Annotated in this window: 25 protein-coding genes; 13 read left to right on the top strand and 12 right to left on the bottom strand. The window is 67.3% G+C overall.

From position 1 onward, the window contains the following. Positions 1–90 precede the first annotated feature (90 nt). From HAPAU_RS02680 to HAPAU_RS21515, 5 genes are read left to right on the top strand one after another with little or no spacing between them, the layout of a single operon-like run. Entirely contained in the window at positions 91–2,226 is a 2,136-nt protein-coding gene (locus HAPAU_RS02680) for a 4Fe-4S binding protein (RefSeq protein ID WP_066379202.1), read from the top strand. Between the two features lies 1 nt (position 2,227). After that, positions 2,228–2,851 carry a TorD/DmsD family molecular chaperone gene (locus tag HAPAU_RS02685; RefSeq protein WP_066379204.1) on the top strand — a complete coding sequence of 208 codons (624 nt, stop codon included), beginning with the start codon at positions 2,228–2,230 and terminating at the stop codon, positions 2,849–2,851. A gap of 40 nt (positions 2,852–2,891) precedes the next feature. Further along, a complete protein-coding gene (locus HAPAU_RS02690) occupies positions 2,892–3,152 on the top strand; it encodes a hypothetical protein (RefSeq protein ID WP_066379207.1) in 261 nt (86 codons plus the stop codon). Beyond that, positions 3,152–3,472: a hypothetical protein gene (locus HAPAU_RS02695; RefSeq protein WP_066379209.1), complete on the top strand. Its 321-nt coding sequence runs from the start codon at positions 3,152–3,154 to the stop codon at positions 3,470–3,472. Before HAPAU_RS02690 ends, HAPAU_RS02695 begins: the two co-directional genes overlap by 1 nt. Before the next feature lie 38 nt (positions 3,473–3,510). Further along, the gene (locus HAPAU_RS21515) at positions 3,511–3,675 is read left to right on the top strand and encodes a hypothetical protein (RefSeq protein ID WP_169802609.1); all 165 of its coding nucleotides are present in this window, start codon (positions 3,511–3,513) and stop codon (positions 3,673–3,675) included. Here the strand turns inward: HAPAU_RS21515 and HAPAU_RS02700 are convergent. Together HAPAU_RS02700 and HAPAU_RS02705 are read right to left on the bottom strand one after the other, a co-directional pair. Then, entirely contained in the window at positions 3,672–4,373 is a 702-nt protein-coding gene (locus HAPAU_RS02700) for a DUF7124 domain-containing protein (RefSeq protein ID WP_066379211.1), read from the bottom strand. The genes HAPAU_RS21515 and HAPAU_RS02700 overlap by 4 nt on opposite strands. Beyond that, entirely contained in the window at positions 4,370–6,091 is a 1,722-nt protein-coding gene (locus HAPAU_RS02705) for an aldehyde ferredoxin oxidoreductase family protein (protein ID WP_066379213.1), read from the bottom strand. The genes HAPAU_RS02700 and HAPAU_RS02705 overlap by 4 nt, the downstream gene beginning before the upstream one ends. 97 nt (positions 6,092–6,188) lie before the next feature. Between HAPAU_RS02705 and HAPAU_RS02710 the strand changes: the two genes are divergently transcribed. Next, positions 6,189–6,581, top strand: coding sequence for a hypothetical protein (locus tag HAPAU_RS02710; RefSeq protein WP_066379215.1), 393 nt, complete (start codon positions 6,189–6,191; stop codon positions 6,579–6,581). Between the two features lie 50 nt (positions 6,582–6,631). Next, complete coding sequence (locus tag HAPAU_RS02715) at positions 6,632–7,717, top strand: type I restriction enzyme HsdR N-terminal domain-containing protein (RefSeq protein WP_066379217.1); 1,086 nt, start codon at positions 6,632–6,634, stop codon at positions 7,715–7,717. A gap of 101 nt (positions 7,718–7,818) precedes the next feature. On the opposite strand, the gene HAPAU_RS02720 is transcribed toward HAPAU_RS02715, so the two are convergent. Next, positions 7,819–8,361 (bottom strand): hypothetical protein, encoded by a 543-nt coding sequence (locus tag HAPAU_RS02720; RefSeq protein ID WP_066379220.1) that lies wholly within the window; start codon positions 8,359–8,361, stop codon positions 7,819–7,821. A 93-nt stretch (positions 8,362–8,454) separates the two neighbouring features. On the opposite strand from HAPAU_RS02720, the gene HAPAU_RS02725 reads away from it, so the two are divergent. Then, positions 8,455–9,213 carry a 7-carboxy-7-deazaguanine synthase QueE gene (locus HAPAU_RS02725; RefSeq protein ID WP_066379223.1) on the top strand — a complete coding sequence of 253 codons (759 nt, stop codon included), beginning with the start codon at positions 8,455–8,457 and terminating at the stop codon, positions 9,211–9,213. 39 nt (positions 9,214–9,252) lie between these two features. Next, positions 9,253–9,921, top strand: a complete 669-nt coding sequence (gene queC, locus HAPAU_RS02730) for a 7-cyano-7-deazaguanine synthase QueC (protein ID WP_066379226.1) — start codon at positions 9,253–9,255, stop codon at positions 9,919–9,921. Here queC and HAPAU_RS02735 read toward each other — a convergent pair. The 6 genes from HAPAU_RS02735 to HAPAU_RS02760 form a co-directional block, all read right to left on the bottom strand. Then, complete coding sequence (locus HAPAU_RS02735; protein WP_066379229.1) at positions 9,906–10,979, bottom strand: glycosyltransferase family 4 protein; 1,074 nt, start codon at positions 10,977–10,979, stop codon at positions 9,906–9,908. The two genes, queC and HAPAU_RS02735, sit on opposite strands and share 16 nt — an antisense overlap. After that, positions 10,976–11,350: a 6-pyruvoyl trahydropterin synthase family protein gene (locus HAPAU_RS02740; protein WP_066379231.1), complete on the bottom strand. Its 375-nt coding sequence runs from the start codon at positions 11,348–11,350 to the stop codon at positions 10,976–10,978. Before HAPAU_RS02740 ends, HAPAU_RS02735 begins: the two co-directional genes overlap by 4 nt. A gap of 63 nt (positions 11,351–11,413) precedes the next feature. After that, on the bottom strand, positions 11,414–11,686 hold the full coding sequence (locus HAPAU_RS02745; RefSeq protein WP_066379233.1) for an ArsR family transcriptional regulator: 273 nt from the start codon (positions 11,684–11,686) through the stop codon (positions 11,414–11,416). 140 nt (positions 11,687–11,826) lie between these two features. Further along, positions 11,827–12,600, bottom strand: coding sequence for a GTP cyclohydrolase III (locus HAPAU_RS02750; protein WP_066379235.1), 774 nt, complete (start codon positions 12,598–12,600; stop codon positions 11,827–11,829). A gap of 26 nt (positions 12,601–12,626) precedes the next feature. After that, positions 12,627–13,232 carry a hypothetical protein gene (locus HAPAU_RS02755; protein ID WP_245634015.1) on the bottom strand — a complete coding sequence of 202 codons (606 nt, stop codon included), beginning with the start codon at positions 13,230–13,232 and terminating at the stop codon, positions 12,627–12,629. A gap of 47 nt (positions 13,233–13,279) precedes the next feature. Further along, positions 13,280–13,681 (bottom strand): VOC family protein, encoded by a 402-nt coding sequence (locus HAPAU_RS02760; RefSeq protein WP_066379238.1) that lies wholly within the window; start codon positions 13,679–13,681, stop codon positions 13,280–13,282. Positions 13,682–13,785: 104 nt separating this feature from the next. Here HAPAU_RS02760 and HAPAU_RS02765 point away from each other — a divergent pair, with 104 nt between their 5' ends. The 3 genes from HAPAU_RS02765 to HAPAU_RS02775 all read left to right on the top strand — a co-directional run bounded on the left by HAPAU_RS02765 (position 13,786) and on the right by HAPAU_RS02775 (position 19,404). Continuing rightward, a complete protein-coding gene (locus tag HAPAU_RS02765) occupies positions 13,786–16,173 on the top strand; it encodes a PAS domain S-box protein (protein WP_066379240.1) in 2,388 nt (795 codons plus the stop codon). Positions 16,174–16,599: 426 nt separating this feature from the next. Then, entirely contained in the window at positions 16,600–17,988 is a 1,389-nt protein-coding gene (gene chrA / locus HAPAU_RS02770; RefSeq protein WP_157078411.1) for a chromate efflux transporter, read from the top strand. Between the two features lie 78 nt (positions 17,989–18,066). After that, positions 18,067–19,404: an MFS transporter gene (locus tag HAPAU_RS02775; RefSeq protein ID WP_066379250.1), complete on the top strand. Its 1,338-nt coding sequence runs from the start codon at positions 18,067–18,069 to the stop codon at positions 19,402–19,404. On the opposite strand, the gene HAPAU_RS02780 is transcribed toward HAPAU_RS02775, so the two are convergent. The 3 genes from HAPAU_RS02780 to HAPAU_RS02790 all read right to left on the bottom strand — a co-directional run bounded on the left by HAPAU_RS02780 (position 19,401) and on the right by HAPAU_RS02790 (position 22,498). Next, positions 19,401–20,876 (bottom strand): MATE family efflux transporter, encoded by a 1,476-nt coding sequence (locus tag HAPAU_RS02780; RefSeq protein ID WP_066379253.1) that lies wholly within the window; start codon positions 20,874–20,876, stop codon positions 19,401–19,403. The genes HAPAU_RS02775 and HAPAU_RS02780 overlap by 4 nt on opposite strands. Further along, entirely contained in the window at positions 20,873–21,466 is a 594-nt protein-coding gene (locus tag HAPAU_RS02785; RefSeq protein WP_066379256.1) for a TetR/AcrR family transcriptional regulator, read from the bottom strand. Before HAPAU_RS02785 ends, HAPAU_RS02780 begins: the two co-directional genes overlap by 4 nt. Before the next feature lie 111 nt (positions 21,467–21,577). Next, the gene (locus HAPAU_RS02790; protein WP_066379258.1) at positions 21,578–22,498 is read right to left on the bottom strand and encodes a cobalamin-binding protein; all 921 of its coding nucleotides are present in this window, start codon (positions 22,496–22,498) and stop codon (positions 21,578–21,580) included. A 76-nt stretch (positions 22,499–22,574) separates the two neighbouring features. On the opposite strand from HAPAU_RS02790, the gene HAPAU_RS02795 reads away from it, so the two are divergent. After that, positions 22,575–23,750, top strand: a complete 1,176-nt coding sequence (locus HAPAU_RS02795) for an MFS transporter (protein ID WP_066379260.1) — start codon at positions 22,575–22,577, stop codon at positions 23,748–23,750. Positions 23,751–23,774 lie beyond the last annotated feature (24 nt).

Consider the following 23,774-nt stretch of genomic DNA (forward strand, 5'->3'; position numbering starts at 1 on the left):
TTAACGTTGTGCTTTCTCCTGAAAATCCGGCAAGAGAGATGGGTTTCTGCGTGCGCAAGGCCTTTCAGCGCCCCCCACTACCCACCGCCAATGAAGACCGGTGCGTTCGTCTGTTCGTGTGCTGGCACCTGTGAGGTCGACCTCGAGGCCGCACGGGAGGGGATCGAGGGGGTCGACGTCGCCGCCAGCTCCGAGCTACTGTGTGGGGAGGAAAAGGGACTGCCCGCGATGGAGCAGGTCGTAGAGGAGTACGACCTCGATCAGCTCCTGATCACCTGCCCGGAACCCGGCGTCCAAGAGAGACTCGGGGGCGTCGCCGAGGATCACGGCCTGCATCCGGAGGCGGTCTCCTTTATCGACCAGCGCGAGGGTGCGGGCTGGGTCCACCCCGAGGAGGAAGCGACCGACAAGACGGCGAGGATGGTCAACGCCCGCCACGCCGGTCTCGAAGAGGAGGCGATCTCACGGACCGTCTCGCGGGAGGCCGGAAACGCCGTGGCGGTCGTCGGGGACCCCGAGGCTGCCGCCACGCTCAGCGAGGACTCCGAGGTGACGCTGATCGCGGACGGCGAGGAGTTCGCCGGGGTAGACGGCTTAGAGGACGTGACCATCGAGCGCGGACGAGTCACGGGCGTCGCCGGCGAGTTCGGCGACTTCTCGATCCGACTGGAGTCCAGAGTGACCGACGACTGCATCTCGTGTATGAAGTGCGTCCATGAGGGCCCCGACGGAATGGTCACCCGTCGCCCGGTCGATATCGATCCCGAGGCACCCAGGGGGGAGTGGACCGAGGTCTGTCCGACCGACGCCATCGAGATGGACGGCGTCACCAGCGAGATCGAGGTCGACCAGGTGGTCTACCCCGGCGGCGATCAGAAGGCCCGGGGCGGGCGAATCGGCTACTATACGGACGCGGGACCGGCGACGATGGCCGCCGTCGAGAGCCTGCTGGGAGGGATCACGAAGCCCGACTTCCTCGACTTCGAGATGGACGTCTGTGCCTCCGGCGAGTCGAACCAAGAGGGGTGTCGGGCCTGCTACGACGCCTGCCCGCACGACGCGGTCGCGAAACCCCGGCCCGACGAGGTCGACATCGATCCGATCGCCTGTCAGAACTGCGGGGCCTGCACCAGTTCGTGTCCGACCGGCGCGGTGAGCCTGCGCGAACCCTCGAACGAGCGAATCGCCCGCGAGGTCGAGGCGCTGCTCGGGACCGGCGCCGACCAGGGCGGCTGGCTTTCGAGAGCGTCGGGCATCGAGAACCCCATCGTCGCGTTCGTCTGCGGCGAGCGCGCCGACGACGCCCTGAGCGAGTTCGGCAAGCGCGCCGCTTCCGGGGAGGGGATCGAGTACCCGCCGATCCTGCCCGTCTCGGTGAACTGCGCGGATACGGTCGGCGAATCGCACGTCGCCCACGCGCTGGCCTGCGGGGCGGCCGGAGTCGCCCTGTTTGGCTGTGGCTGTGACTGTCGTCATTCGGGACCCGATCCGAAGGAGGAACTCGTCGAGCGGCTCAACCGTGCGACGCGGGACCTGGGACTGGGCGGGCGCGTAGGCTTTTTCGCGCCCGAGGCCGGCGACCCCGAGGACTTTATCGAGGCGCTGTCGGCGTTCGAGGACTCTCTCGAACCCTCGCCAGTGCCGGAGGGCGAACACCGCGCTGACGGCACCCTGCTCCACAGCGAGCACGAGAACCCCGAGTTCTACAACCACGGCTGGACTCTCGAAAGTGTGCGGACGATCCTCGAACACGCCGAACCCGAACGCGAGGTGATTCGTGGACTAGAGGACTTCGGTCGGATGAAGGTCTCGGATGCCTGTACGCTGACACCGACCTGCTCGAACCTCTGTCCGACCGACGCGATCAGGAGAACCGAATGGGGATTGGAGTTCAACCACGAGAAGTGCGTCAACTGCGGGCTCTGCGAGGAGGGCTGTCCCGAGAGCGCGATCACGATGAGGGATGGGTTAGACCTCTCCCTGCTGCCGGAGAACCGCGCCGAGGAAATCGAGGAAGGCGAGGATCCCGCGTGGACCCAGACCTTCGAGGGCGAGATGCTCGAGTGTGCCCGGTGTGGCGACCCCTTTACCAGCGAGCGCTCGGCCGCGAAGATCGAGGAGGAGGTCGGCGATCTGGTGGCGGGACTGGCTCCGAGCGCCGAGGAGAGCGTCTTCAACTACTGCCCGGACTGTCGGGCCTTCCTGCTCTACGACCGGGGGAACTAGCATGAGCGACGAGGAGATCTACGCCGCGCGGCTCGAACTGGTCGACTTCCTGATCGAGGCGCTCTGGGACACGCCGAGCGAGGAGTTCGTCGGAACCCTGCTCTCGGGGGAGATACGAACTCCAGAAGGCGTCGACGAAGACCTCGATACAGGCTTCGAGAAACTGCGGGCGTTCATCGAGGAAAACGAGGGCCGGGACGTGGCGGCGGTCCAGCAAGAGTTGAACCGCGAGTACACCCGCGTGTTCGTCGGCCCGCGCCCGCCGGTGATGGCCCACGAGAGCTACTACCGCGAGGATATGGACTTCCTGGGGACGGGAAAAGCCGAGGTCGAAGCGAGCTACGGCGCCGCGGGCTGGAACCTCCCGGAGGAGTACCCCGAGGAGGGCGACTTCGTCGCCGTCGAGTTGGCCTTTCTCAGACACCTGATCGAGCGCCAGCGCCGCGGTGCCGAGGAGGCCTTCGGCTACGAGCGGGTCTTCCTCGAGGAGCACATGACCCGCTGGATCGACGACTGCGCGGGCGACATCATCGAGTACGCCGACAGCGAGTTCTACGAGGCGGTCGGACACCTCCTCGCGGGCGTCGTGGAGTTCGAGGGCGAACTCGCGGGTCAGATGGCGTAGAAGGCACAACGTTTTTCGCGGGACACGCACTCAACGGAGTATGGCGCTCAAGACCGCGCTCGAGCACAACCCCGTGCTCACGATCGCCTTCCTGCTCTTCGGCGGGTGGCTCGCGATCACGACGCTGAACGTCGCTTCGAGCATGGGGTCCCTGACAGGTGCCGACTGGGTCGGTCACACGGGACCCGGCGGGATCGTGGGTCTCGGTGTACTGTTCGTCCTCGGCGTGCTGGTGGTCTACCTCTACGCCGAACTCGCCGAATCGGATCCCGCACCCGATAGCTTCCCGCCCGAACGCTGATGTCCGGGACCAGCGAACCGATCGAGATCGAACCCAGCGAGCGCTTTCTCGAGGCCGCCGGCGAGTGGGGCGAGCGCCGGATGCTCGACGACGAGGCGGCGGTCCACGCGAAGGCCGAACAGGCGCTCTTGGAGATCGAACACCTCGTTTCGGGGGCCACCGAAGTCGAGTTCGACGTCGAGGACGGAACCGTGCGGTACGACCCCAGCGAGGACCTCGCGGCCTTCCTCGACGAACAGGCCGCCCTCGCCGGGATCGACCGGGAGACGGTCCTCGAACTGTACGTGAACCTCTTCTCGCGGGTCTTCCTCGAGGAGTAGGGCCAGGGTATAAGCCGGTCGAGCGGTACTGTCGAGACATGACACACGAGATCGAGAAGACCGACCTGCAGACCCGACCGGCGGTCGAGGAGATCGACGGCCACGCGACGTGGTCACACACCGGGCCGCACGTGATCAACACCGGCGTCGTCGACGGCGAGGTCTCCTTCGACCTCGATCCCGAGGACCGCGAGGACGACTAGTCGAGCTCCCACCCGGCCTTCTCCGCGGCGGTCTCGATATCGAGAAACTCCCAACCGGCCTCCTCTGCGATCCACTCCTCACCAGCGCAGCCGAGCACGACCATCCGCTCGGCGAAGAACATCGACATCTCGGTGATCTCGGCGAGGCGTTCGCCCGGCCCCGTCCCGGTGCCGTTGAAGAAGTCGGCGTCGATTCCCTTCTTTCGTTGGAAGGTAGTGATAACGTGGGCGTCGACCTCGCCGACGATGCCGATCCAGTCGGCAAAGGTCGCGCCCGCGAGGACGAGCCCCGGATCCGCGAGGCGTTTCGCCGCCTCGTAGGTGAGTGCCATCGTCATGTCATCGGCCCCGCCGCCGTGGGGCCCCGAGGCCTCGGGCGCGCCCCCGTTTGCCTCGCTGTCCGCAGCCGCCTCGCGCGCCGAGGTGCCGCCCGCCCCGCCCCGATCCTCGGGGAGGCCGACCGGCTTGTCCCGGTTCTCGTGGGGGACGTGCGGGGTCGTCAGGTCCTCGGGCTCGGGCGTCGATTCCGGGCCGGACTCCGCGTTCGCATCGGTCGCCGACACGGACGGGTCGCTCCTGGCCGCCTCGTTCTCCCCCTCGAAGTCGCCCTCGCCGCGCCAGAACCAGTCGCCGCGGTTTGGTCGGGGTTCCTCGTCACTCTCGGTCTCGATCTCGTCTAAGTCGATGCTGTCGGTCATATCGCGTCGCCCCTGTCGAGTCCGTCGAGTCCCAGTCGCTCGAGCGTGTCCGCCGTCGGTCGGCCCCGCTCGTCCCATCCCCGTTCGGCGTAGTACCGATCGAGCAGGTCCTCGAACGCCACGGGGTCGATCGCCTCGTCGCCCGCGGGCCGAGTGAGCGCCTCGGGTACCCGGTCGGCTCCCCTGTCGAGCCCCTCGCGGACGTTGAACAGGCGGGTCAGCGTCCAGACGCGCTCGCCCAGCGTCGCGAGCTCCGCGGGCGAGCACTCGTAACCCAACTCCGAGAGCCACGCCGCGCCCAAGTCGGCAAAGGACTCGCCGACGAAGTCGTCGACGATCAGGCTCCAGAGCACCGACCGGCGGTCCTGTTCCTCGATCACCCGCCGGACGCGCTCCTCGTCGCTCCAGGTACTGAAGGGTTCGTCCTCGATCGGGCGGGCTCGGCGGTGACAGCCCCCGCGGTCGCTCGTGGCGTAGGCCAGGGCCATCGACGGTGCGGCCCGTGGGTCGTAGGCGGGCAGTTCCATTCCCTTGATCGCGGGGACGAAGTCCTCGCCGCCGAATGTCCGTCCTGCCTCCTCGACCCCATCGGCCAGCGCGTCTCCCAACTGCGTCCCGCGGGTCGCGATTTCCGAAAGCAGTTTGCGGGCGGCCGCCTCGTCGCCGAAGTCGAGGTCCCGGTCGATTATCCCTGCGTCGCTCGCCCGGATCGCCCACGCGACGGCGTTTCCCGCCGAGATCACGTCGATGCCCAATCGATCGCACCGCGCGCCCAGCGCCGCCACCGCGTCGAACTCGTCGATCCCCAGCCCCGCACCGAGCGTCATCTGGGTCGCGCCCCGTGGGACGCTCTCGCCTTCCTCCGTACTGACCTCGAACCCGCCCGGAATCGACCCCTCGCGTTCGCGCCCGGTCGATGCGGCGCGGGCGGCCTCGATACCGATCCCCGAAGTCCCCTCGAACCGGTTCTCCTGCCAGCCACGGGTCGCGAGCGCGCCGACCGCGTCCGCGAAGTCGACGGATTCGAGCGTCTCGCTTGCGGCCTGCCAGCGGCCGGTTTCGTCGTCGGCGAAGCGCTCCTCGTAGACCTCCCGGAGGTCCGAGTCCTCCTCCGGCGGGGCGCCACGAGCGACGACGGCCTTCAGCCGCTTCGCGCCCATCACCGCGCCCGCGCCGCCACGACCGGCGTGGTGGTCGCCGCCGTCGGCGGCGATGGTCGCGTAGTTCACCCGGTTCTCGCCGGCGGGGCCGATACAGGCGACCTGCCCCTCGAAGGCCTCGGCGGTCGCGGCGGCGTCGGTACCCCACGTGTCAGTGGGTTCGAGGGTCGCCGTCCCGTCCTCGATCGTCAGGGCCATCGGTTCGTCCGCACGGCCGGTGATCAGAACACCGAGACAGTCCGAGAGCGCATCGGCGAGCGCGCCCGCGAACTCGCCGCCGCTGTAGGAATCGAGAAAGGCCCCCGTGAGCGGGGACTTGGTGATCGCGGCGTAGCGCGGTTCGCCCGGTGCCCGGCCCGTGAGCGGTCCGACCACGAACAGCAGGGCGTTGTCGGGCCCCAACGGGTCGGTCCCCGGTTCGAGTTCGTCGTAGAGATAACGCGCGCCCAGTCCCTTGCCCCCCACGTACCGGTCGAGCCACCGCTCGGGGATCGGCTCCCGTGAAACCGTCTCGGCGGCGAGGTCGACCCGGAGCAGGAAGCGGTCGGGGTGGGCCATGTGTGGGGTTCCTAAGAGCTGAGACGTCCATAAACCCTGCCATGGACGACGGGCGGTCCGGGAAAGGGTTATCCGCGTATTCGTGGTATCAGTGCGCATGGACGACGAGGGCGAGCCGAGCGACGCGGAACTCGACGCGCTCCACGAGTGTCAACTCGCGATCGAGTACCTCAACCGCGCGTACGGGAACCTGCTGGCCTTTCACCACGGGGTCGGCCACGCGATGGACCGCTTTGCGGTCGCCGAGCGGGAACTGCGTGCGCTCGGCTACGACACACTGGCCGACGAGTTGCGCGACGAGCACCTGCCGGCGGGGGCGGTCGACGAGGTGTGGACCTACGAACTCGTCGAGGCGTTCCAGAGCGGGATGCTCGCGGCGGCCACCGACTTCGAGCGCGAGGTTCGCGATGAACTCGCCGACGGCACGCCCCACCTCCACGAACGGCGACAACAGGCGAGGTGGCGCGAACGCGCCGGCTGGGAGGAGTAGGAATCGCTACAAAGCAGGGATTTTATACGAAGACTGGGAGGTGTATCGGTATGGACCGCGAGGCACTGGAGAGGTATATCGATCGCTCTCTCGATCTCGTCGACGCCTCGCCCCAGATGGACGAACAGAACACCAGAGCGAAACTCATCGATCCGCTGGTTCGGGACGTCCTCGGGTGGGACCTCTACTCGACTGAGGTGGAACTGGAGTATCCCATTCAGATGGGATCCTCGAAGACGAAGGTCGACTACGCACTTCTGTTGGAGGGATCGCCGGCGGTGTTTATCGAGGCGAAAGGCTGTGATACGACCATCTCCACGAGCCACGAGGACCAACTCCGGAGCTACATGCAACAGCAGTGGGTCGATTGGGGGCTGATTACCAACGGTGTCGTCCTCAAACTGTTCAAACTCAAGAAGAGCGAGAACCACCCCTCGGTCGATCTGCTCGGCGAGTCGACGGTCGAGGAGCTACGTCGACAGTCGTGGATCGTAAAAACACTCTCAAAGGAGTCAATCCAGTCGGGAGCCGCGGACGGCATCTATCGTTCAGTGGAACGGCGGCGGAAAGCGGTTTCACAGCTCACACAGAACAAAGACGAGATCGCCGACGAACTCCTCGAAGTCCTGAGCGAACGCGTCGGCGACTCGATCGCACGGGAGGCCGAATCGGAGGCGAAGTCGTTCATTGACGACCTGATCGGGATCCTCTCGAATGGAGATGAGTCCGGCGGAAAACCGATACGGGAACCGGAACCAACAACCCGAGAGACTCGATCTGAGGCGACAAACGGGGGAACGGAAGGGAAGTACGTCGTTAGATTCGGTAAGGACGGAAGCGACGTATTGCACCGTTCAGAGTCACAGAGCGACGTCATGGCGAAGGCTGTCGAGTACCTCATATTCGAACACGAACTAATCGAGAACCTCCCTTCGTTTCCGTACGTTCCGGGAAAGAAGAGTGCAATTCTGAACGATGAACCGGTCCATAGGAACGGAGAGAGGATGAGACAGTATCGAGAACTGGGAAACGGATACTACGTTTATACCTCGCTCAATCAGGAAAGTAAGAAGCGGCAGATCCGCCGATTCGCGGAGATGTGTGGCGTCAAGGCGGAGTTCGGCGGAGCGTGGTGATCTGTTCGAACTGCTCGCTACTGCTGTCGACACTCACTAGACACGGGTAGCTCACGACTGGCAACAAAAATCCGGAGATCGGTAATCGAAAACCGAACGCTTCAGTCCCAGTCGTCGTCCAGCGCGTCCTCGTCGGCGGTCTCGTCGCTGCCGCGCGCCCGGAGCGCGAGGGCGATGAGGACGACCACGAGCACGAACGCGACCTTCACGCCGAGGCCGCGTCCGGAGTCGTCGGCGTCGGTTTCCTCGTCTTCCGCTTCGGCTTCGAGTTCCTCGGTCTCGTCGGCGTCGGCCTCGTCCGACTCGTCGCCGACGACGCTCTCGACGAACGATTCGGCCTCTTCCTCGCCCGCGTCCGCCGTGTCCTCCTCGTCGAACAGCGACTCGGCCTCGTCCTCGACCGTGCCCTCGTTCTCACGGAGGCGTTTGAGGACGCCCGCGATGGTCGTCACCGCGGTGAGGATCGTGCTGACGGTCTTGAGCGTGTCGCCGAGGCCGTCGTCTGTGGACGTGCTCTCGCCGGATTCGTGCTGGTCGTCCTCGTCGCCCGGGAGAACGCCGCCGTCCTCGTCGGTGGCTCGCTGTTCGTCCTCGCCGGTGCTGATCAGTGACGGGCGATCGACGGTGATCTCGATGAGTGCCATACCCCTACCCACAGCGGTCACGTTCTTAAAAGTGCAGGCGGTCGACCGAGCGCGACCCGTAACCCTCACGCCCGCCGGGACCCTCGGACGGGTATGAGCCACTCGCGGGAGGCCGCTGGATCCGAACCCGAGGACGAACCCGCGCTTCCGATCAACGAACTGTTCTACTCGCTACAGGGCGAGGGGCGCTTGGCGGGAGTGCCCTCAACGTTCGTCCGCACGAGCGGCTGTAACCTCCGGTGTTGGTTCTGCGACTCGTATCACACCTCCTGGGAGCCCGCGGGCGACTGGATGGGCATCGAGGAGGTTCTGACGAAAATCGACGGGCGCGGCGCGGACCACGTCGTGATCACCGGTGGGGAGCCGCTGATTCACGACGCGAGCGAAGTCCTATTGACTCGGCTCGCCGAGCGGGGCTATCACACCACCGTCGAGACCAACGGCACCGTGGTCCCCGACGCGCCCGTGGATCTGGCGAGCGTCAGTCCGAAACTCGCGAGCAGTACGCCGATCCCCGAGAAGGACCCGAAGGGCGAGGGCGAATGGGCAGAACGCCACGAGGCCCGACGGATCGATCTGGATGCGCTCGCCACCATATGCGAGCGCTACGACCACCAGTTGAAGTTCGTCGTTACCGGCCCGGACGATATGAGCGAGATCACGGACCTGCTCACGCGCCTGCGCGAGCGGGTCACGGTGAGGGACGAGGACGTACTCCTCATGCCCGAGGGCGCGACCCGCGAGCGACTGGACGAGACCCGCAACACGGTCGCCGACCTGGCGATGGAGTACGGCTTTCGCTACACACCCCGGTTGCACGTCGACCTGTGGAACGACGCGCCCGGCACCTGATCCGAGGGGTCTATCCACACCCGACACCTCCACCGACCCATGAGCGAAGCCGTCGTCCTCCTCTCGGGGGGCATGGACAGCGCGACCGCCGCCTACGAAGCCAAGGAACGGGGCCACGAGATCGTGGCGCTTCACACCTCATATGGCCAGCGCACCGAGGGAAAGGAGTACGAGTGTGCCCGGTGGCTCGCCAAGGACCTCGACGCCGCGGACTTCCTGCACATTGAGACCGATCACCTCGCCGCGATCGGCGGCTCCAGTCTGACCGACGAGTCGATGGCGGTCGGCGACGCCACGGTGGGTGAGGAGATCCCCGACACCTACGTTCCCTTCCGGAACGCGAACCTGCTCTCGATGGCGGTCTCGTACGCCGAGGCCCGCGGCGCGAAAGGGATCTACATCGGCGCCCACTCGGAGGACTTCGCGGGCTATCCCGACTGCCGGCCCGCCTTCTTCGAGGCCTTCCAGGAAGTCGTCGAGACGGGGACGAAACCAGGTACAGAAATCGAAATCGAGGCGCCCTACGTCGAGTGGAGCAAGACCGAGATCGCGAGACGGGGACTCAAACTCGGGGTGCCCTACGAGCACACCTGGAGCTGTTATCGTGAGGAAGCGCCCGCCTGCGGGACGTGTGACTCGTGTACCTATCGGAAGGAGGCCTTCGAGCGCGCCGGCAGCGAGGACCCGGTTCCCTACGCGGGGGACTGATTCGCCCGAGCGACCCGATGTTCGAGAAACGCCCGGATCCGTTCGCCAACGGCGTCCCACGTCGGGTGGCGCTCGTACCGCCGGCGGGCCGCGAGGCTCATCGCGGCGAGGCGGTCGCGGTCGGTCGCGAGCCGGTCGACTGCGCGGGCGATCGCCCGTTCGTCGCCCGGCGCGACGAGGTGGCCCGTTTTCCCGTCGGTGACGAGGTCGCTCGCCCCGCCCGAGGCGGACGCGAGCGCGGGGAGCCCGAAGGCCATCCCCTCTAGATAGACGATGCCAAAGCCCTCGTGGATCGAGGGCACAGCGAGGAGATGAGCCGATCCGAGGCGTGCGGCGAGGTTTCCATCGTCGAGCCAGCCGGTGAACTCGACGCGGTCGGCGAGCCCCTCGCGCCGGACGAGGTCGCGGACCTCGCGTGCGTAGGCGGGGCCGCTTTCGTCGCCGACGACGGTGAGGTGCCAGTCGCGCTCGACGCCCGCGAGCGCGCCGAGTAGCGTGTCGAGACCCTTCCGAGGGAGCAGGTTGCCGACGAAGACGACCTCGAAGGGGTCGCGTTGGGCGCGCGCCGTGATCTCCGCGTCGGTCGGGAACCCCTCGAACCGATCGACGCCGGGCCAGGCGATCAGCCCCGGCGTGTCGGTCAGTTCGGCGACCGCCGCCCGCGTGGGCCGACTGTTACAGATGACAGCGTCGACCGTCGAGAGGTACGCGCGTTCGAGTTCGCACGAGAGGCGCCGACTGAGCCCCGAGAGTTCGCTCGCCCGGAGGTGGTGGACGATCGAGACGATCGGGTACTCGCGGTCGAGTCGACGGTTCAGGCCGACCAGCGAGGGATGACAGAGTTCGTCCTGAAGGAGGACGTCGAACGAGCGGTCGAGGTCGCGGACGAGACGCCCCGAGAGGTTGTGCGCGAAACTGCGCGCCCTGCTCGTTTCGGGCAGCGAGATCACGTCAACGCGATCCCCGCGTTCTCGGAGCCCCTCAACGAGCCGGCGGTCGTAGCGATAGCCCCCCGACCGGGGTTCGAGGTCGCCGTAGACGACGAGGCCGACCTTCATACGGCCCGCTCGTAGGCCGCCCACGCGATCTCGTCCTCGTGGATCTTTACCCGCAGGGTCTCGACCTCGCTAGCGAGGTCCTCGGCCAGTCGGTCGGCGACGATCCGACAGAAGTGTTCGACGCTCGGGTTCAGCCCCGAGAATTCCTCGAGATCGTTGAGCAGTTCGTCCCGGTAGCGCTCCTCGATCGCGTCGAGCGCGCGGGTCAGGTCGTCGATATCGAGCAGGTAGCCGTATTCGTTCAGGTCGGAACCCTCACATTCGGCGGCGAGTTCGTAGTGATGGGAGTGGACCTCGCCCTCAGGGCCGGGGTCCGGTACCGTGAGGAAATGCTGGGCGACGAAGTCACGCGAGACGGTGACGGTGTACATGGACCGACGTTGGGGCCCCGCGAGTAAATAGGTCGGCCCCGAGGGATGCGTCGACTCCCCTCGCTAGTTGTACAGCAGGCGGTGGAGCTTCGTGCGTTCCTGGGCGCGCAGACGGGGGAGCGAGGCGACGATCGAATCGTTCTCGCCGCGCAGCGGGCACGTCGAGACGAGCTCCGCGTTCCGGAGGGCGGTCAGCGCGTCGTAGGCCGCGGCCTCGTCGAGCGAGAGGCGCTCGGTGAGGTCGCTGAACCGCACGTTGTTCTGCCGGCTGACCGCTTCGAGGATCGCGAGCCGGTCTTCGACGCTCGTCGTCTGGGGGGTCTCGTAGGTGCTCATGGTGTGGTACTGTAGCGCATGGCACTTAGCCGTTTCGGTAATTAACTACAGTCCGAATAAGAGTTGTGCGTGGCTGGATCGCGAGTCACCGGCGGCTATCGGGAGATCGAATCGGTGTCCGGCGCGGTCGTTCCGGGAGATCAGTCGTCGGCGGTCGCCGTCCGCTCGACGCGGGTGCCGTTGTGGCGACACTCCTCGAGGGCGTGTTTGGCTGCCATGCCGGCGTCGTGGGCGCTCGATCCACGACCGACGCCGACCTGCAGGTCGACGTCGACCTCGCCCGAGACGTGGCTGATGGCGTCCTCGTAGGAGGGTTCGGAGAGGCCGGGACAGGCCGCGATGACGTTGTCGCCGCCGACGAAAAAGGAAAGCGAGTCGTGTTCCTCGTACAGGTAGCGCATCAGGGCGGCGTAGCCCTGTTCGATGGCGATGAATGTCTCGAAGGCGTCGACCCGGTCGGTGTAGGTGCCCGTGACGTCGATCACGTCGAAGTGGGCGATCTGGACGTCCTCCGTGGTTCGCTCGCCCTCGGGGAGGACCTCGCCGCCGAGGATCTCGGTTCGCGCGCCGTCCTGTGCGCTGCCGGCGGTCTGGAGCACCTCGGTGGCATCTACGAGCGCCGTCCGAGGGCTGGCGTCGCTGCCGATCCCCATGCTGACCGAGACGGGATACCGGTTGTCGATCGACTCCTGGATCAGTTCGTGGTCCGCCCGGTCGAGGCCGTTGGTGACGGCGATCATGTTGTCGAAGCGGGTGAAAAAGACGTAGCCGTCCTCCCGCCCGATCTGTTGGCAGAGATCGGCATAGAGGCGCGACTGTAGCGTCTGGAGATCGACCTCCCGGCGGGGTTCGGGCGTGACGGTCCACGGTCCGTAGTTATCGATCTGGACCAACGTGATCTGTGTCGTCGTCACAATGACAGTACTGAGGGGCTATGCCCTTATTTCGTTTTGGAAATGTCCCACGGGGAGCGAACGCGCCCGAGCAGCCCCCGGAGTCGCTGGACGAACGGTTCGAGGACGGGGTTCGCGCCGACACAGAGGTACGCCGGCAGCGGGTCGTAGGTCGCGCCCCGCTCGACGGCCAGCGCCGCCGCGACCGCCCGGTGGTTGCCGTCGGCGACGTGCCACGGGACCGCCCCGCGCCGGGTCGAGAGCACGAGCGGGTCGGCGGTCGGCGGCGCGCGCGCGAGGCGCTCTACGTCGGGTACGTCGACGCCCGTCTCGCGGGCCAGTTTTCGGGGATCTCCCCGGTCGATTCGCCGAGCACAGTCCCGCACCGTGCCCTTGGGCGAGAGCGCCCGCCAGCGGAGGTCGCTGGGCCCCTCGACGACGTGCAGGCGGTCGAAACGCGCCCGCGAGAGGGTCAGTCGATAGCAGGTAACGGGGGCGTCCCGCCAGAGGAACGCCGCCGCGCCGGGGTTCTCGCCCAAGAGCGCGTCGAACACCTCGCGGTCGGTGAGTCCCTCGGGTGGCGGCGCGTCGTGCTTCTCGCGCTCGCGGGCGAGCCAGGTGCGGATCACCGTCCCGCGGGGGACGCGCTCCACCGTCTCACCACCGGCCGGCACGGGGCGTGCTGATTCCGGATTGCATCTCAGTGGAACTTGAGTTCGACCCGCCGGCCGTCGGGGTCCCGAACGTAGGCCGCCCAGTCCCGGCCGTAGGCCCCGAGACGCTCGCGCGGTTCGCCCTTCTCGACGGTGACGCCCGCTTCCCGAAGTTCCGAGAGGTAGTCCTCGATCGCCCCGCGTGAATCGGTGTCGTCCGAGCGAAGCAGGAGGCAGACGTGTTCGCCACCCACGTCGAACTCCCCGTCGGTGGGCACGAGATGCAGGTGTCTGCCCCCGGCGACGACCGCGACGAACGGCAACTCGCCCTCGTCGAAGTTCGCTCGATCTCGAACCGGGAGGCCGAGCAGGTCGTGATAGAACCCGAGCGCCGTCTCGATGTCGCCGACGCGGATCGCGACGTGATCCAGATCGCTAACCTCGATCATACCGACCGGAGGGGCCCGACCGTCAAAGCTTCGGGGGAGCGTTTATGCGGGTGTCGACCCTCGTGGCGGTATGTTCGGACGCACGGTAACGGAGCGGGTGTGAGATGGTCGCTCGCGAGCGCGTCGAGCGCGATCCCCATGAGTTCGAGCGGACGTTTCGCCGGCTCACCGAGAGCGCCACGGAGGGGTTCTGGATCAGCGATCCCGGGTTCGAGGCCGTCTACGTCAACCCGGCGTTCGAGGAGATCTGGGGCCGCCCGCGCGAGCAGCTCTACGGGGACCCCGAGACGATGATCGAGGCGATCCACCCCGAGGACAGAGAGCGTATCAAACGGGCGATCGGGGGGATGGTCGAGACCGGCGAGTTCGACGAGACCTACCGGATTCAGCGCCCGGCCGGCGAGGAACGGTGGGTCCACGACCGGGGCTTTCCCGTCTACGATTCGGAGGGAGAACCCGTCCATCTAGCCGGGATCGTCACCGACGTCACCGACAGGAAGCGGACCGAGGCCGACCTGCGCCTGCAGCGCGACCGCATCGAGTGGATCGTCGAGACCAGCCCCGTCATGTTGCTCGTCATGGACGCCGACCGGACGATCACGTTTGCCAACGGGCGGACGGCGGAGGTGACCGGGGTCGACGAGATCGTCGGGACGACGTTCGAGGAGTTCCCGTGGGAACTGCTCCGGGACGAGGAGGACCGCGAGCCCCTCGCCGTCGATCGACTGCCGTTTGCGGTCGTCAGGGAGCGGGGCGAACCGGTCTACGACCTGCAGTACCCCGCGCGGGTCGGCGGCGAGTTCCGCTGGCTCAGCGTCAACGGCGCGCCGCTCTTCGACGATGGCGCGTTCGCCGGCGCGGTGTTCGCCGTCGAGGACATCACCGAGCGAAAGCGCCGCGAGGAGGTGCTGTCTGCGCTCCACGAGACCTCCCGCGAGATGATGCGCGCGGACTCACGGACGGCGGTCTACGAGATCGCCGTCGCGGCCGCGAGCGACCTGCTTTCGTTCTCCCGGGTCGCGTGCTACCGCCTCGAAACCGACGGGTACGCGCTCGAACCGGCGGCCCACAGCGCCGACGCCGCGGGGTTCGTCGGGGAACACGACCGCATCGAGGACGGGGGACCGATCTGGGAGGCGTTCGTCGGGGATACGGTCGAACACGAGGGTGAGATCACGGCGATCGCGCTCGGCTCGCACGGCGTGTTCGCACTCCTCGGAACCGTCTCCGAGGAGGCGCTCTCGCTCGCCCGCGTGCTCTGTGACAACGCGGAGGCCGCCCTCGACCGGACCGACCGCGAGGGCGTCGTCGAGGCCCAGAGCGAGGCGCTCAGGCGGACCAACGACGAGCTCCAACGGGTCACACACGTCAGCGACCTCGTGCGCGACGTGACGGCGGCGCTCGTCCGGGCGAGTTCGCGTGAGGAGATCGACGCCGCCGTCTGCGAGCGCCTCGCGGCGGCCGACCGCTACCGGTTCGCGTGGATCGGTGACGATCGGGGGGAGCCGACCGCGTGGGCCGGCATCACCGAGTCGGCGCTCGCGGGGATCGAACGCGAGGGGGCGGGCTACGAGCCGCCCGCGGGGCGCGCGCTCCGGGCGGACGAGCCCGCAATCGACCGGAAACTGCTCGATTCGGCCCCGCCCGATCAGCGCGCCGACGCCCTCTCGAAGGACTACCGCTCGGTCGCGGCCGTCCCGCTCGTCCACCGCGACCGAACCTACGGCGTGTTGAGCGTCTACGCCGACCGCGGGGAGGCCTTCGACGGGGACGAACGCGAGGTGCTCGCCGAACTCGGTCGGACGGTCGGCTACGCGATCGACGCCGTCGAGACGCGGAACACGCTCGCGAGCGACGGCGCCACGGAACTGCGGTTCTCGGTCGCCGACGCGGGGACGCTTCCGTCCCTGCTCGCGGCGGGTACGCACCTCGAACACCGAGGGATCGTCCCCCGAGCGGACGGCTCGATCCGCTGGTTCGTCACCGTCGACGCCCCGCCGGATCGGGTGCGGTCGACGGCGGCCGATATCGGGTCGATCGAGCGCGTTCAACCGATCGTCACGGAGGGGACGACGCTACTCGAGTGTGTCGTTCGCCCGCCGTGTCTGCTCTCGGCGTTCGTCGAACACGGCGTGACGATCGCCGAACTCGCGGCGAGCGGTGCGGAGACGACCGTCACCGTCGAGGCCGCCGACGCCGACGTGCGATCGCTGTGTGAGACGCTCGAATCGCGGTACGACGCCGAGTTGACCGGGAAACAACGGCTCGAGCGCCCGCCCCGGACCCCCGAGGAGCGCTACTCGGGGGTCGCCACGGACCTGACCGACCGGCAACACGAGATCCTCGAGATCGCCCACCTCAGCGGCTACTTCGAGACCCCCCGGCGGATCACGGGCGCGGAACTCGCCGAGCGCCTCGGGATCAACCGCTCGACGTTCCACCGCACGCTTCGGGCGGCCGAACAGGCGGCGTTCGACGCGCTGCTGGAGTGAGTGCAACCAGTTGCATCGGTCCCGAAACGACCCGCAACGGGTTGCGCCCCAACGTTTCCCCGTCGGGAGCGGTACGGTCGGACTGGCGTGTCACGCAGGACACGTACGTCAGAGGCACCTACTCTAATCGAGGCGCGTCGCACCGACCGTCCGCGGCACAACGGGCTGGGGTTAGTCTGCCCGTTGATACTCGCTCGCCTCTCGCCGGGCACGAGGAGGTCCACGCAGCCACACCACATCCACACGACACGCTCGCCGGGACGACCCGTCTCCTCTTGCAGTCGTTCTCGCTCGATTCGCTCGCCGAGCGATCCGTTTCCGGCTACGGAACCCACAGCACCACTTGACCCGGAACCGGTCGTCCGTGCGGGGCAACGGCTACAGCCTCCGGTGTCGTAGATCGATCACGATGAACGGGGGGCGACCGTGGACGAGGCCGTAGCTCGGACGGCGTATCGCGGCGAGGCGAGCCGCCGGCGACTCCTCGAAATCGCCCGGTACTTCCTCTTTATCGGGACCGTCGGCTTCGGCGGCCCGCTCGTCCACATCGCGATGATGGAGGACGATCTGGTGGGCGAAAACAGCAGGGAGTGGACTGAGCACTCGACGTTCATGGAGGGGCTCGCCATCTGTAACGTGCTTCCGGGGCCGGCCTCGACCCAGTTGGGGATCTTCATGGGCTGGGTCTACGCGGGGGTGCCCGGTGCGCTCGTCGCCGGCGTCTTCTTCATGCTTCCCACGTTCGTCATCGTCGTGGTCTTCTCGTGGCTCTACTTCGCCTATCGAGCGCTGCCGGCGGTCGGGGCGGTGTTCTACGGGATCAACCCCGTCGTGATCGGGCTGATCGTCGGCGCGTGTCACTCGATGGCCCACAGCGCCCTCGCGGCGGGAGAGGGAGGTCGCGAGGTCGGCATCGGCTCGAACCGCTGGACGGTCGACCCCTTCCTGTTGGCGCTCCTGATCGCCGCGACGGTCGTGGTCGCGACCTTCAACCCGAACCCCGTCCTCGTGTTCGTCGTCGCCGGGCTGTTCGCGGTCGCGGTCTACCGGACCGACTGGGTGCGCGAGAACCGCGACCGCGTCACCGGCTGGGGTATCGTAGCGGTTGCCACCGGCGCTCTCTACGCCCTCCGCGAGCGGCTGTTGGGCCTGCTCGGACCCGCGGCGAGCGGGGCGCTCGAGGCCAGCCCGGTCTGGGGGCTCGCGCTCGCCCTCTGGTCGAACCCGTGGGTCCAGCTGTTCGCCTTCATGGTCTATACGGGTTCGTTCATCTACGGCGGCGGGCTCGTCCTGATCCCCTTCATCGAACTCTACGTGGTGCGGGAGTTCGGCTGGCTCACGGGAACCGAGTTCGTGGATGGGATCGCGATCGGCCAGCTCTCGCCCGGTCCGGTGGTGATGACGACCGCCTTCGTCGGGTATGCGCTCATGCTCGATACCTACGGGCTGATCGCGCTCGCGGTCCTCGGTGCGCTCGTCGCCACGGTAGGTGCGTTCGGCCCCTCGTTTCTGTTCATCGTCGGCTTCTTCCCATACTTCGCGAGGGTGCGCGAGAACGAACTCGTCCAGTCGGCGCTCGTGGGGGTCAATGCCGCCGTGGTCGGTGCGATCCTCGGTGCGACCGTCGTCCTCGCTGCCGGGTCGTTCGTCGTCGCGGTACCGACCTTTCCCGTACGGATCGCCGGGACCGTCGTCGACCTGTTCACGGTGGGGATCGCGGTCGTCACCTACTGGCTGTTCGTTCGCGGGGTTCACGCCGCCGCCCTCGTCCTCGGAGGTGGCGCAGTCGGCGTCGGGGCCGTCCTGTTGGGGTAGCTCGACGAGCCCAACGACGGTCACCACAGCGACCGAAGCGATTTACGTCGTGGGCCGAGTAGCGGCCGTCACGAGGCCATGAGCGGGGACTCCGATTCACCGGACACGATCGCGGCGTACCGGCGGTTCGTCTCGCTCGAACGCGACGTGTTCGTCCTCTCGGTCGCGATGTTCGCCTTCAGTCTGGGGTTCCAGATGACCTCGCGGTACGTCCCCGAGTACATGGCCGCCCTCGGGGCCAGCGCGGTCGTCATCGGGCTGTTCGGAACGGTGGGAAACGTCATCAGCGCCCTGTACCCCTATCCGGGTGGCGCGCTCTCGGATAGAATGGGGTCGCGGCTCTCGCTGACCGTCTTCGGCCTGCTGTCGAGTCTCGGCTTCCTGTTCTGGCTGATCGCTCCGACGCTCGGACCCATCGAACTCGGGGCGGTCACGCTCGAACCGTGGATCTGGATCTTCGTCGGGCTGTTTCTGGCCCAAGCGTGGAAGTCCTTCGGGCTGGGTGCGACCTTCGCCATCGTCAAGCAGTCGGTCCCGCCCTCCCAGCTCGCCCGCGGCTTCGCCAGTACCGAAGTCTTTCGCCGGTCGGCCTTCCTCGTCGGCCCGCTGATCGCCGCCGGCGTGCTGTACTTCTTCGCCGACTTCGCCGTCGGTTTTCGGTACGTGCTCGCGGTCGCGGTCGTCTTCGGCGTCGCCGCGACCGCCGTCCAGCACTACCTGTACGACTCGGAGGAGGACTCCTTCGGCAAGGAGTTCGAGGGGCTGATCGCGATTCGCAACGACCTTCGAAACCTCCCGTCCGAACTCCGGCCCCTGCTCGTGGGTGACATCCTCGTCAGGTTCGGAAACGGCATGGTCTACGTCTTCTTCGTGATCGTCGTCACGCAGTTCCTCGAAGTCGGACTCGAACTCGGCCCCCTTTCGCTCTCGCCCGCCGTCTTCTTCGGCGTTCTCCTGGCGATCGAGATGGTGGTCGCGCTCGTCTCGATGCCGCCCGCCGCGAAGATCGCCGAATCGGTAGGGCTGAAGCCGGTCGTCGCGCTCGGCTTTGCGGTCTACGCGGTCTTTCCCGTCCTCCTCGTCTCCGCGCCCGACGACGCCCTTGTCGTCGCCCTGCTCTTTGCCTTCTCGGGGCTTCGATTCGCGGGGCTCCCCGCCCACAAGGCGCTGATCGTCGGGCCCGCAGAACGCGACACCGGGGGACGGGTCTCGGGATCGTACTACCTCGTTCGGAACCTGCTGGTTATCCCGAGCGCCGCCCTCGGAGGGGTGCTCTACGGCGGGCTCTCGATTCCCGGCACCGACCTCGCCTACGCGGGCAGTCCGACGCTGGCGTTCGCGCTCGCGAGCCTGATCGGGGTCGTCGGAACCGTCTATTTCCTCGTCTTCGGCGAGGAGTTCGAGGCCTACGCCTAGTCGCCCGGCGTCGGGTGCGGCGCCCGGTCGACGACGCCCTCGGTCCAGGTCCCCCGGAGGAACCACGCGCAGGTGGTGAGCGCGCTCAGGACGTACGAGATCGCGACGGCGTACCAGACGCCGGTGACGCCCATGCCGACCCAGACGAGGAGGGCGTACGAGATCGGGATCCGGTAGAGCCAGAGCTCCTGTGTCGAGAAGACCATCGCGAGGCGCGTGCTACCGCTGCCGCGAAAGCCACCCAGCGCGATCTGGAAGACGCCCAAAAAGAGGTACGCCGGCCCGGCGATGGTGATGTAGGCCGCGCCGATCTCGATGACGCTTTCGGTACTCTCGCCGCCGCCGGCCGCGAGGAAGAAGCCGACGATCCCCTCTGCGAAGGGGTAGGCCAGCGCGGTCACGACGGCGAAGATCGAGACGACGACCACGCCGCTGACGTAGACCGCGCGCTTCGCGCGCTCGACCTGGTCGGCCCCGAGGTTCTGGCCGACGACGGTCTCGGTGCCGCGGGCGAGCCCGAGCGCCGGGAGGAAGAGCAGCGACGAGAGCCGGTTGACGATCCCGTAGGCGGCGACGGCGTCGTCACCGGCCAGCGCGATGATCGCGGTCAGGGCGGCGATCCCGAGCCCGCGAAGCCCCTGTTCTGCGGCCGTCGGCGCGCCGATATCGAGGATCTCGCGGATCGTCTCGGGATCCGGGCGAAGATCGTCGAAGGAAGGTTCGAGTCCGACACTCCCGCTAAAGAGGAGGTACAGGCCGACTGCCGCGGCGGTCCCCCGTGAGAAGACGGTGGCGATGGCCGCGCCGGTCACGCCGTAGCCCGAAAAGCCCGTCAGCGAGTGAAGCGTCGCCTCCAGTCCGGAGAGCCCGACCCAGCCGAAGACCGGGTTGCCCGAAAAGCCGAGGATCAGGAACGGATCGAGGACGACGTTGAGCGCGACGCTGATGACCATCAGGTACAGCGGCGTCTTCGTATCGCCCCAGCCCCGCGAGAGCGCATCGAAGATGAAAAACCAGAACATGAACGCGATCCCCAGAAAGACGATTCTGGTGTACTGCACCGCGAACGTATACGGATCGGTTCCGGGCGTCGCCCCGATCACGGAGACGAGCCACGGCGTCAGAACGTAACCGACGGCGGCGAAGACGGCCGCGACGAGCGTTACGAACGAGAGGGTCTGGCCGGCGACGTGATGGGACTGGACGAACGAGCCCGCCCCCTTGTGCTGGGCGACCAGCACCGTGCCCGCGACCGTCAGCCCGCCGCCGACGCTCACCATCAGGAAGACGATGGGCCACGCATACGAGAGAGCGGCCACCGCCTCGGGGCCCAGCCGACCGACCCAGTAGGTGTCGGCGAGGTTGTAGCCGACGTTGAGTACCTGCGAGGCGACGATCGGGGCCGAAAGCAACAGGAGGGGTTTCGCGAGCGCCCCGTCGATGACGTCCACCGAGCGGTCGTGCTTGCTCATTCGCTCACCACGAGATCCGAGAGAACGTGGTCGTAGAGGGCATCACGGACGGCGGCGGCGTAGCCGTCCTCGGCGAGGGTGGCCTGCCGGATGCGTGCACCGTCCATCGTCGCGAACACCAGACGTGAAATCGCATCGGGATCGGCGTCCGCCCGAAAGACCCCACTCTCGATGCCGTCCTCGACGATCCCGACGATCGTCTCCCTCACCAGCTCGTCGCTGCGGACCAGCTGCTCGCGGTAGGCCTCGGTGAAGGGTGCCTGCGAGCGCAGTTCGAGCAGGGCGATGTGAAACGCCGCCCGGTCGTCCTCGGGCGAGAAGACGAACCAGTCGACGAATTCCCGCAGACGAACGTCCGCCGGCTCTGCCGCGTTCTCCCCGCGTTTCTCCTCGAACTCCTCGATCAGGAACCCGATGAACGCGACCAGCAAGTCCTCTTTCGTGTCGAAGTGGTAGTGGAGCAACGACTTGCTCTTGCCCACCTCGTCGGCGATGTCCTGCATCGTCAGATCGGCGTACCCCTGCTCACAGAGGGCTCGATAGGTCGCTTCCATGATCTCCGTACGCGTATCCGCACTCCCGTCGCTCATTGACTGACTAGTCAGTCAGCAACGCTGAAAGCGGTTTCGGTTCGAAGGATCGGAAAGCCATTCGACCGTATTTCTCGGATAAATACGCTCTATCGGCGCGTCCGGAGCGGATCAGTCCGCCGAAAGCGACTCGGGCGGGAGGCGAGACAGCGCGTCGGCCGCGGGCGCGTCGAACCGGTCGGGGTAGAGCGCGCTCGCAAGGAGTTCGAGCGAGTCGATCAGCCGGTGGCTCGGTCGGTTCATGTACGCGGAGCCGTCGATCAGATAGACGCGGCCCTCGCGGACGGCGGTCAGTTCCGACCAGCCCTCCAGACCCCTCAGTTCCGCGATGTTCCGTTCGGTCTGTTCGATCCCGAACCCACACGGCGCGACGACCAGCGTTTCGGGGTCGAACTCCACCACGGAGGACCATTCGACGGGCGTCGAAGCGTTTCCGGCATTGACCAGTCCGTACTCCCCACCCGCTATCTCGACCAGTTCGGGCACCCAGTGGCCCCCGATCATCACGGGGTCCATCCAGTCGATGTCGAGGACCCGGGGTCGGGTGGAGTCGTCGGGAACGCGCTCGCGGACCGCCTCGACGCGCGCCCGGCCCTCGGCGACCAGTTCGTCGGCCCGTTCCTCCCGATCAAGCGCCCGCCCGATCCGCTCGATATCCGAGAACACGTCCTCCAGTCCGTGGGGATCGGTCGTCAGGACCTCACAATCGAGCCCGAGTTCCTCGACGGCCTCGCGGACCAGAACGGTGTCGACCGCACAGACGTCACAGATCCCCTGCGTGACGATCAGATCCGGGTCGGCGCGAGCGAGTTCCTCCAGTCGGATCTCGTAGACCCCGCCCGCGCGTTCCGCGCTCAGCACCTGCTCGTCGATGGTGGCACTGTCTGCGGTTGCGTCGACTGACGACCGGGTGATCGCGGGCAGGTCGCGCACCGCGGGCGGGTGATCACAGCTATGGGAGACCCCGACGGGCTCGATCCCGATCGCACAGGCGATCTCGGTCGCCGAGGGCAACAGCGTGACGACGTTCATACCCCTCGTAGGAGATGGAGCGAAATAGCTTCCGGGACCGATGGGGATTTCGGGGCGGGCCGGAGAGCCTAGCCCGATGGGACGATGGACGTATCGGGTGACGGTCATCACGCTGTGTACGCTCGCGTTCTTCGCGACGATGGTCGCTCGCCTCGTCATCAGTCCCGTGGTCCCCGAGATCGAGGCCGCGTTCGGCGTCTCCTCGGCGATCACCGGGATCGCGTTGACGGGGATGTGGATGGCCTACTCGCTCTCGCAGTTCCCCTCGGGACTCCTCGCGGACCGCTACGGCGAGCGCTTGGTGATCCTCGTGGCGGTGGGCCTTACCGCCGTCGCCAGCGGGGCGCTCGCGCTCTCGCCGTCGATATGGCTCTTCGTCGTCCTGACGATCGTTCTGGGTGCGGTCGCGGGGCTTCACTACAGCGTCGCGACCACCCTGCTGACCAAGGAGTTCGACGACATCGGCACCGCGATCGGGATCCACAACTCCGGGGCGCCGCTGGCGGGCCTGCTCGCGCCGCTTGCGGCGGCCGCGGTCGCCGGTTGGGTCGGCTGGCGCTACTCGATCGCATTGGGGGCCGTGACCGCCGCCCCGATCTTCCTCCTGTTCGCGTGGAAGGTTCGGGGAACCGAGCCCGCACGGCCGAACCAGCCCATGCGCGAGCGGATCGCACTCGGACCCGTCCTCGAACTATTGACCCGCCCACAGATCGCTTTCACCGCGCTGCTCGCGATCTGTTTCGAGTTCGTCTGGCAGGCCACCGCCTCGTTCCTCCCGGCGTTCCTCGTCGCCCACCACGGCTACTCGATCGGGCTCGCGAGCGCGATGTTCTCGGCGTACTTCGTGGTCCACGGGCTGACCCAGCCGGCGGTCGGCTCGCTGTCGGATCGCTTCGGCCGCGATCGGGTGGCGGCGGGCTGTGCCCTGCTCGGGATCGCGGGCTACGGGCTGTTGGTCGGCGGCTCCGGGCTCCCCACACTCGGAGTCGCGATACTGTTGGTCGGGATCGCGATGAGCTGGGGGGCGGCGGTCCTCCCGCGGTTCATGGATCACCTCTCGGCCGAGGAGCGGGGCGCGGGCTTCGGCCTCGTCCGGACGAGCTACATGCTGGTGAGCGCGACCGGCAGTGCGGTCGTCGGAACCGTCGCGGACCTCGCCTCGTGGGGCGTCGCCTTCTCGGTGTTTCTCGCGTTGCTCTCGGTCGTCGTCTGTGCGCTGGGGGCGAATCGAGCGCTGGACCTCGGCCTGTAGAGGGGCAACCTTATGCCGAGGGTC

It is taken from the genome of Halalkalicoccus paucihalophilus (assembly GCF_001593955.1).
GTDB lineage: Archaea > Halobacteriota > Halobacteria > Halobacteriales > Halalkalicoccaceae > Halalkalicoccus > Halalkalicoccus paucihalophilus.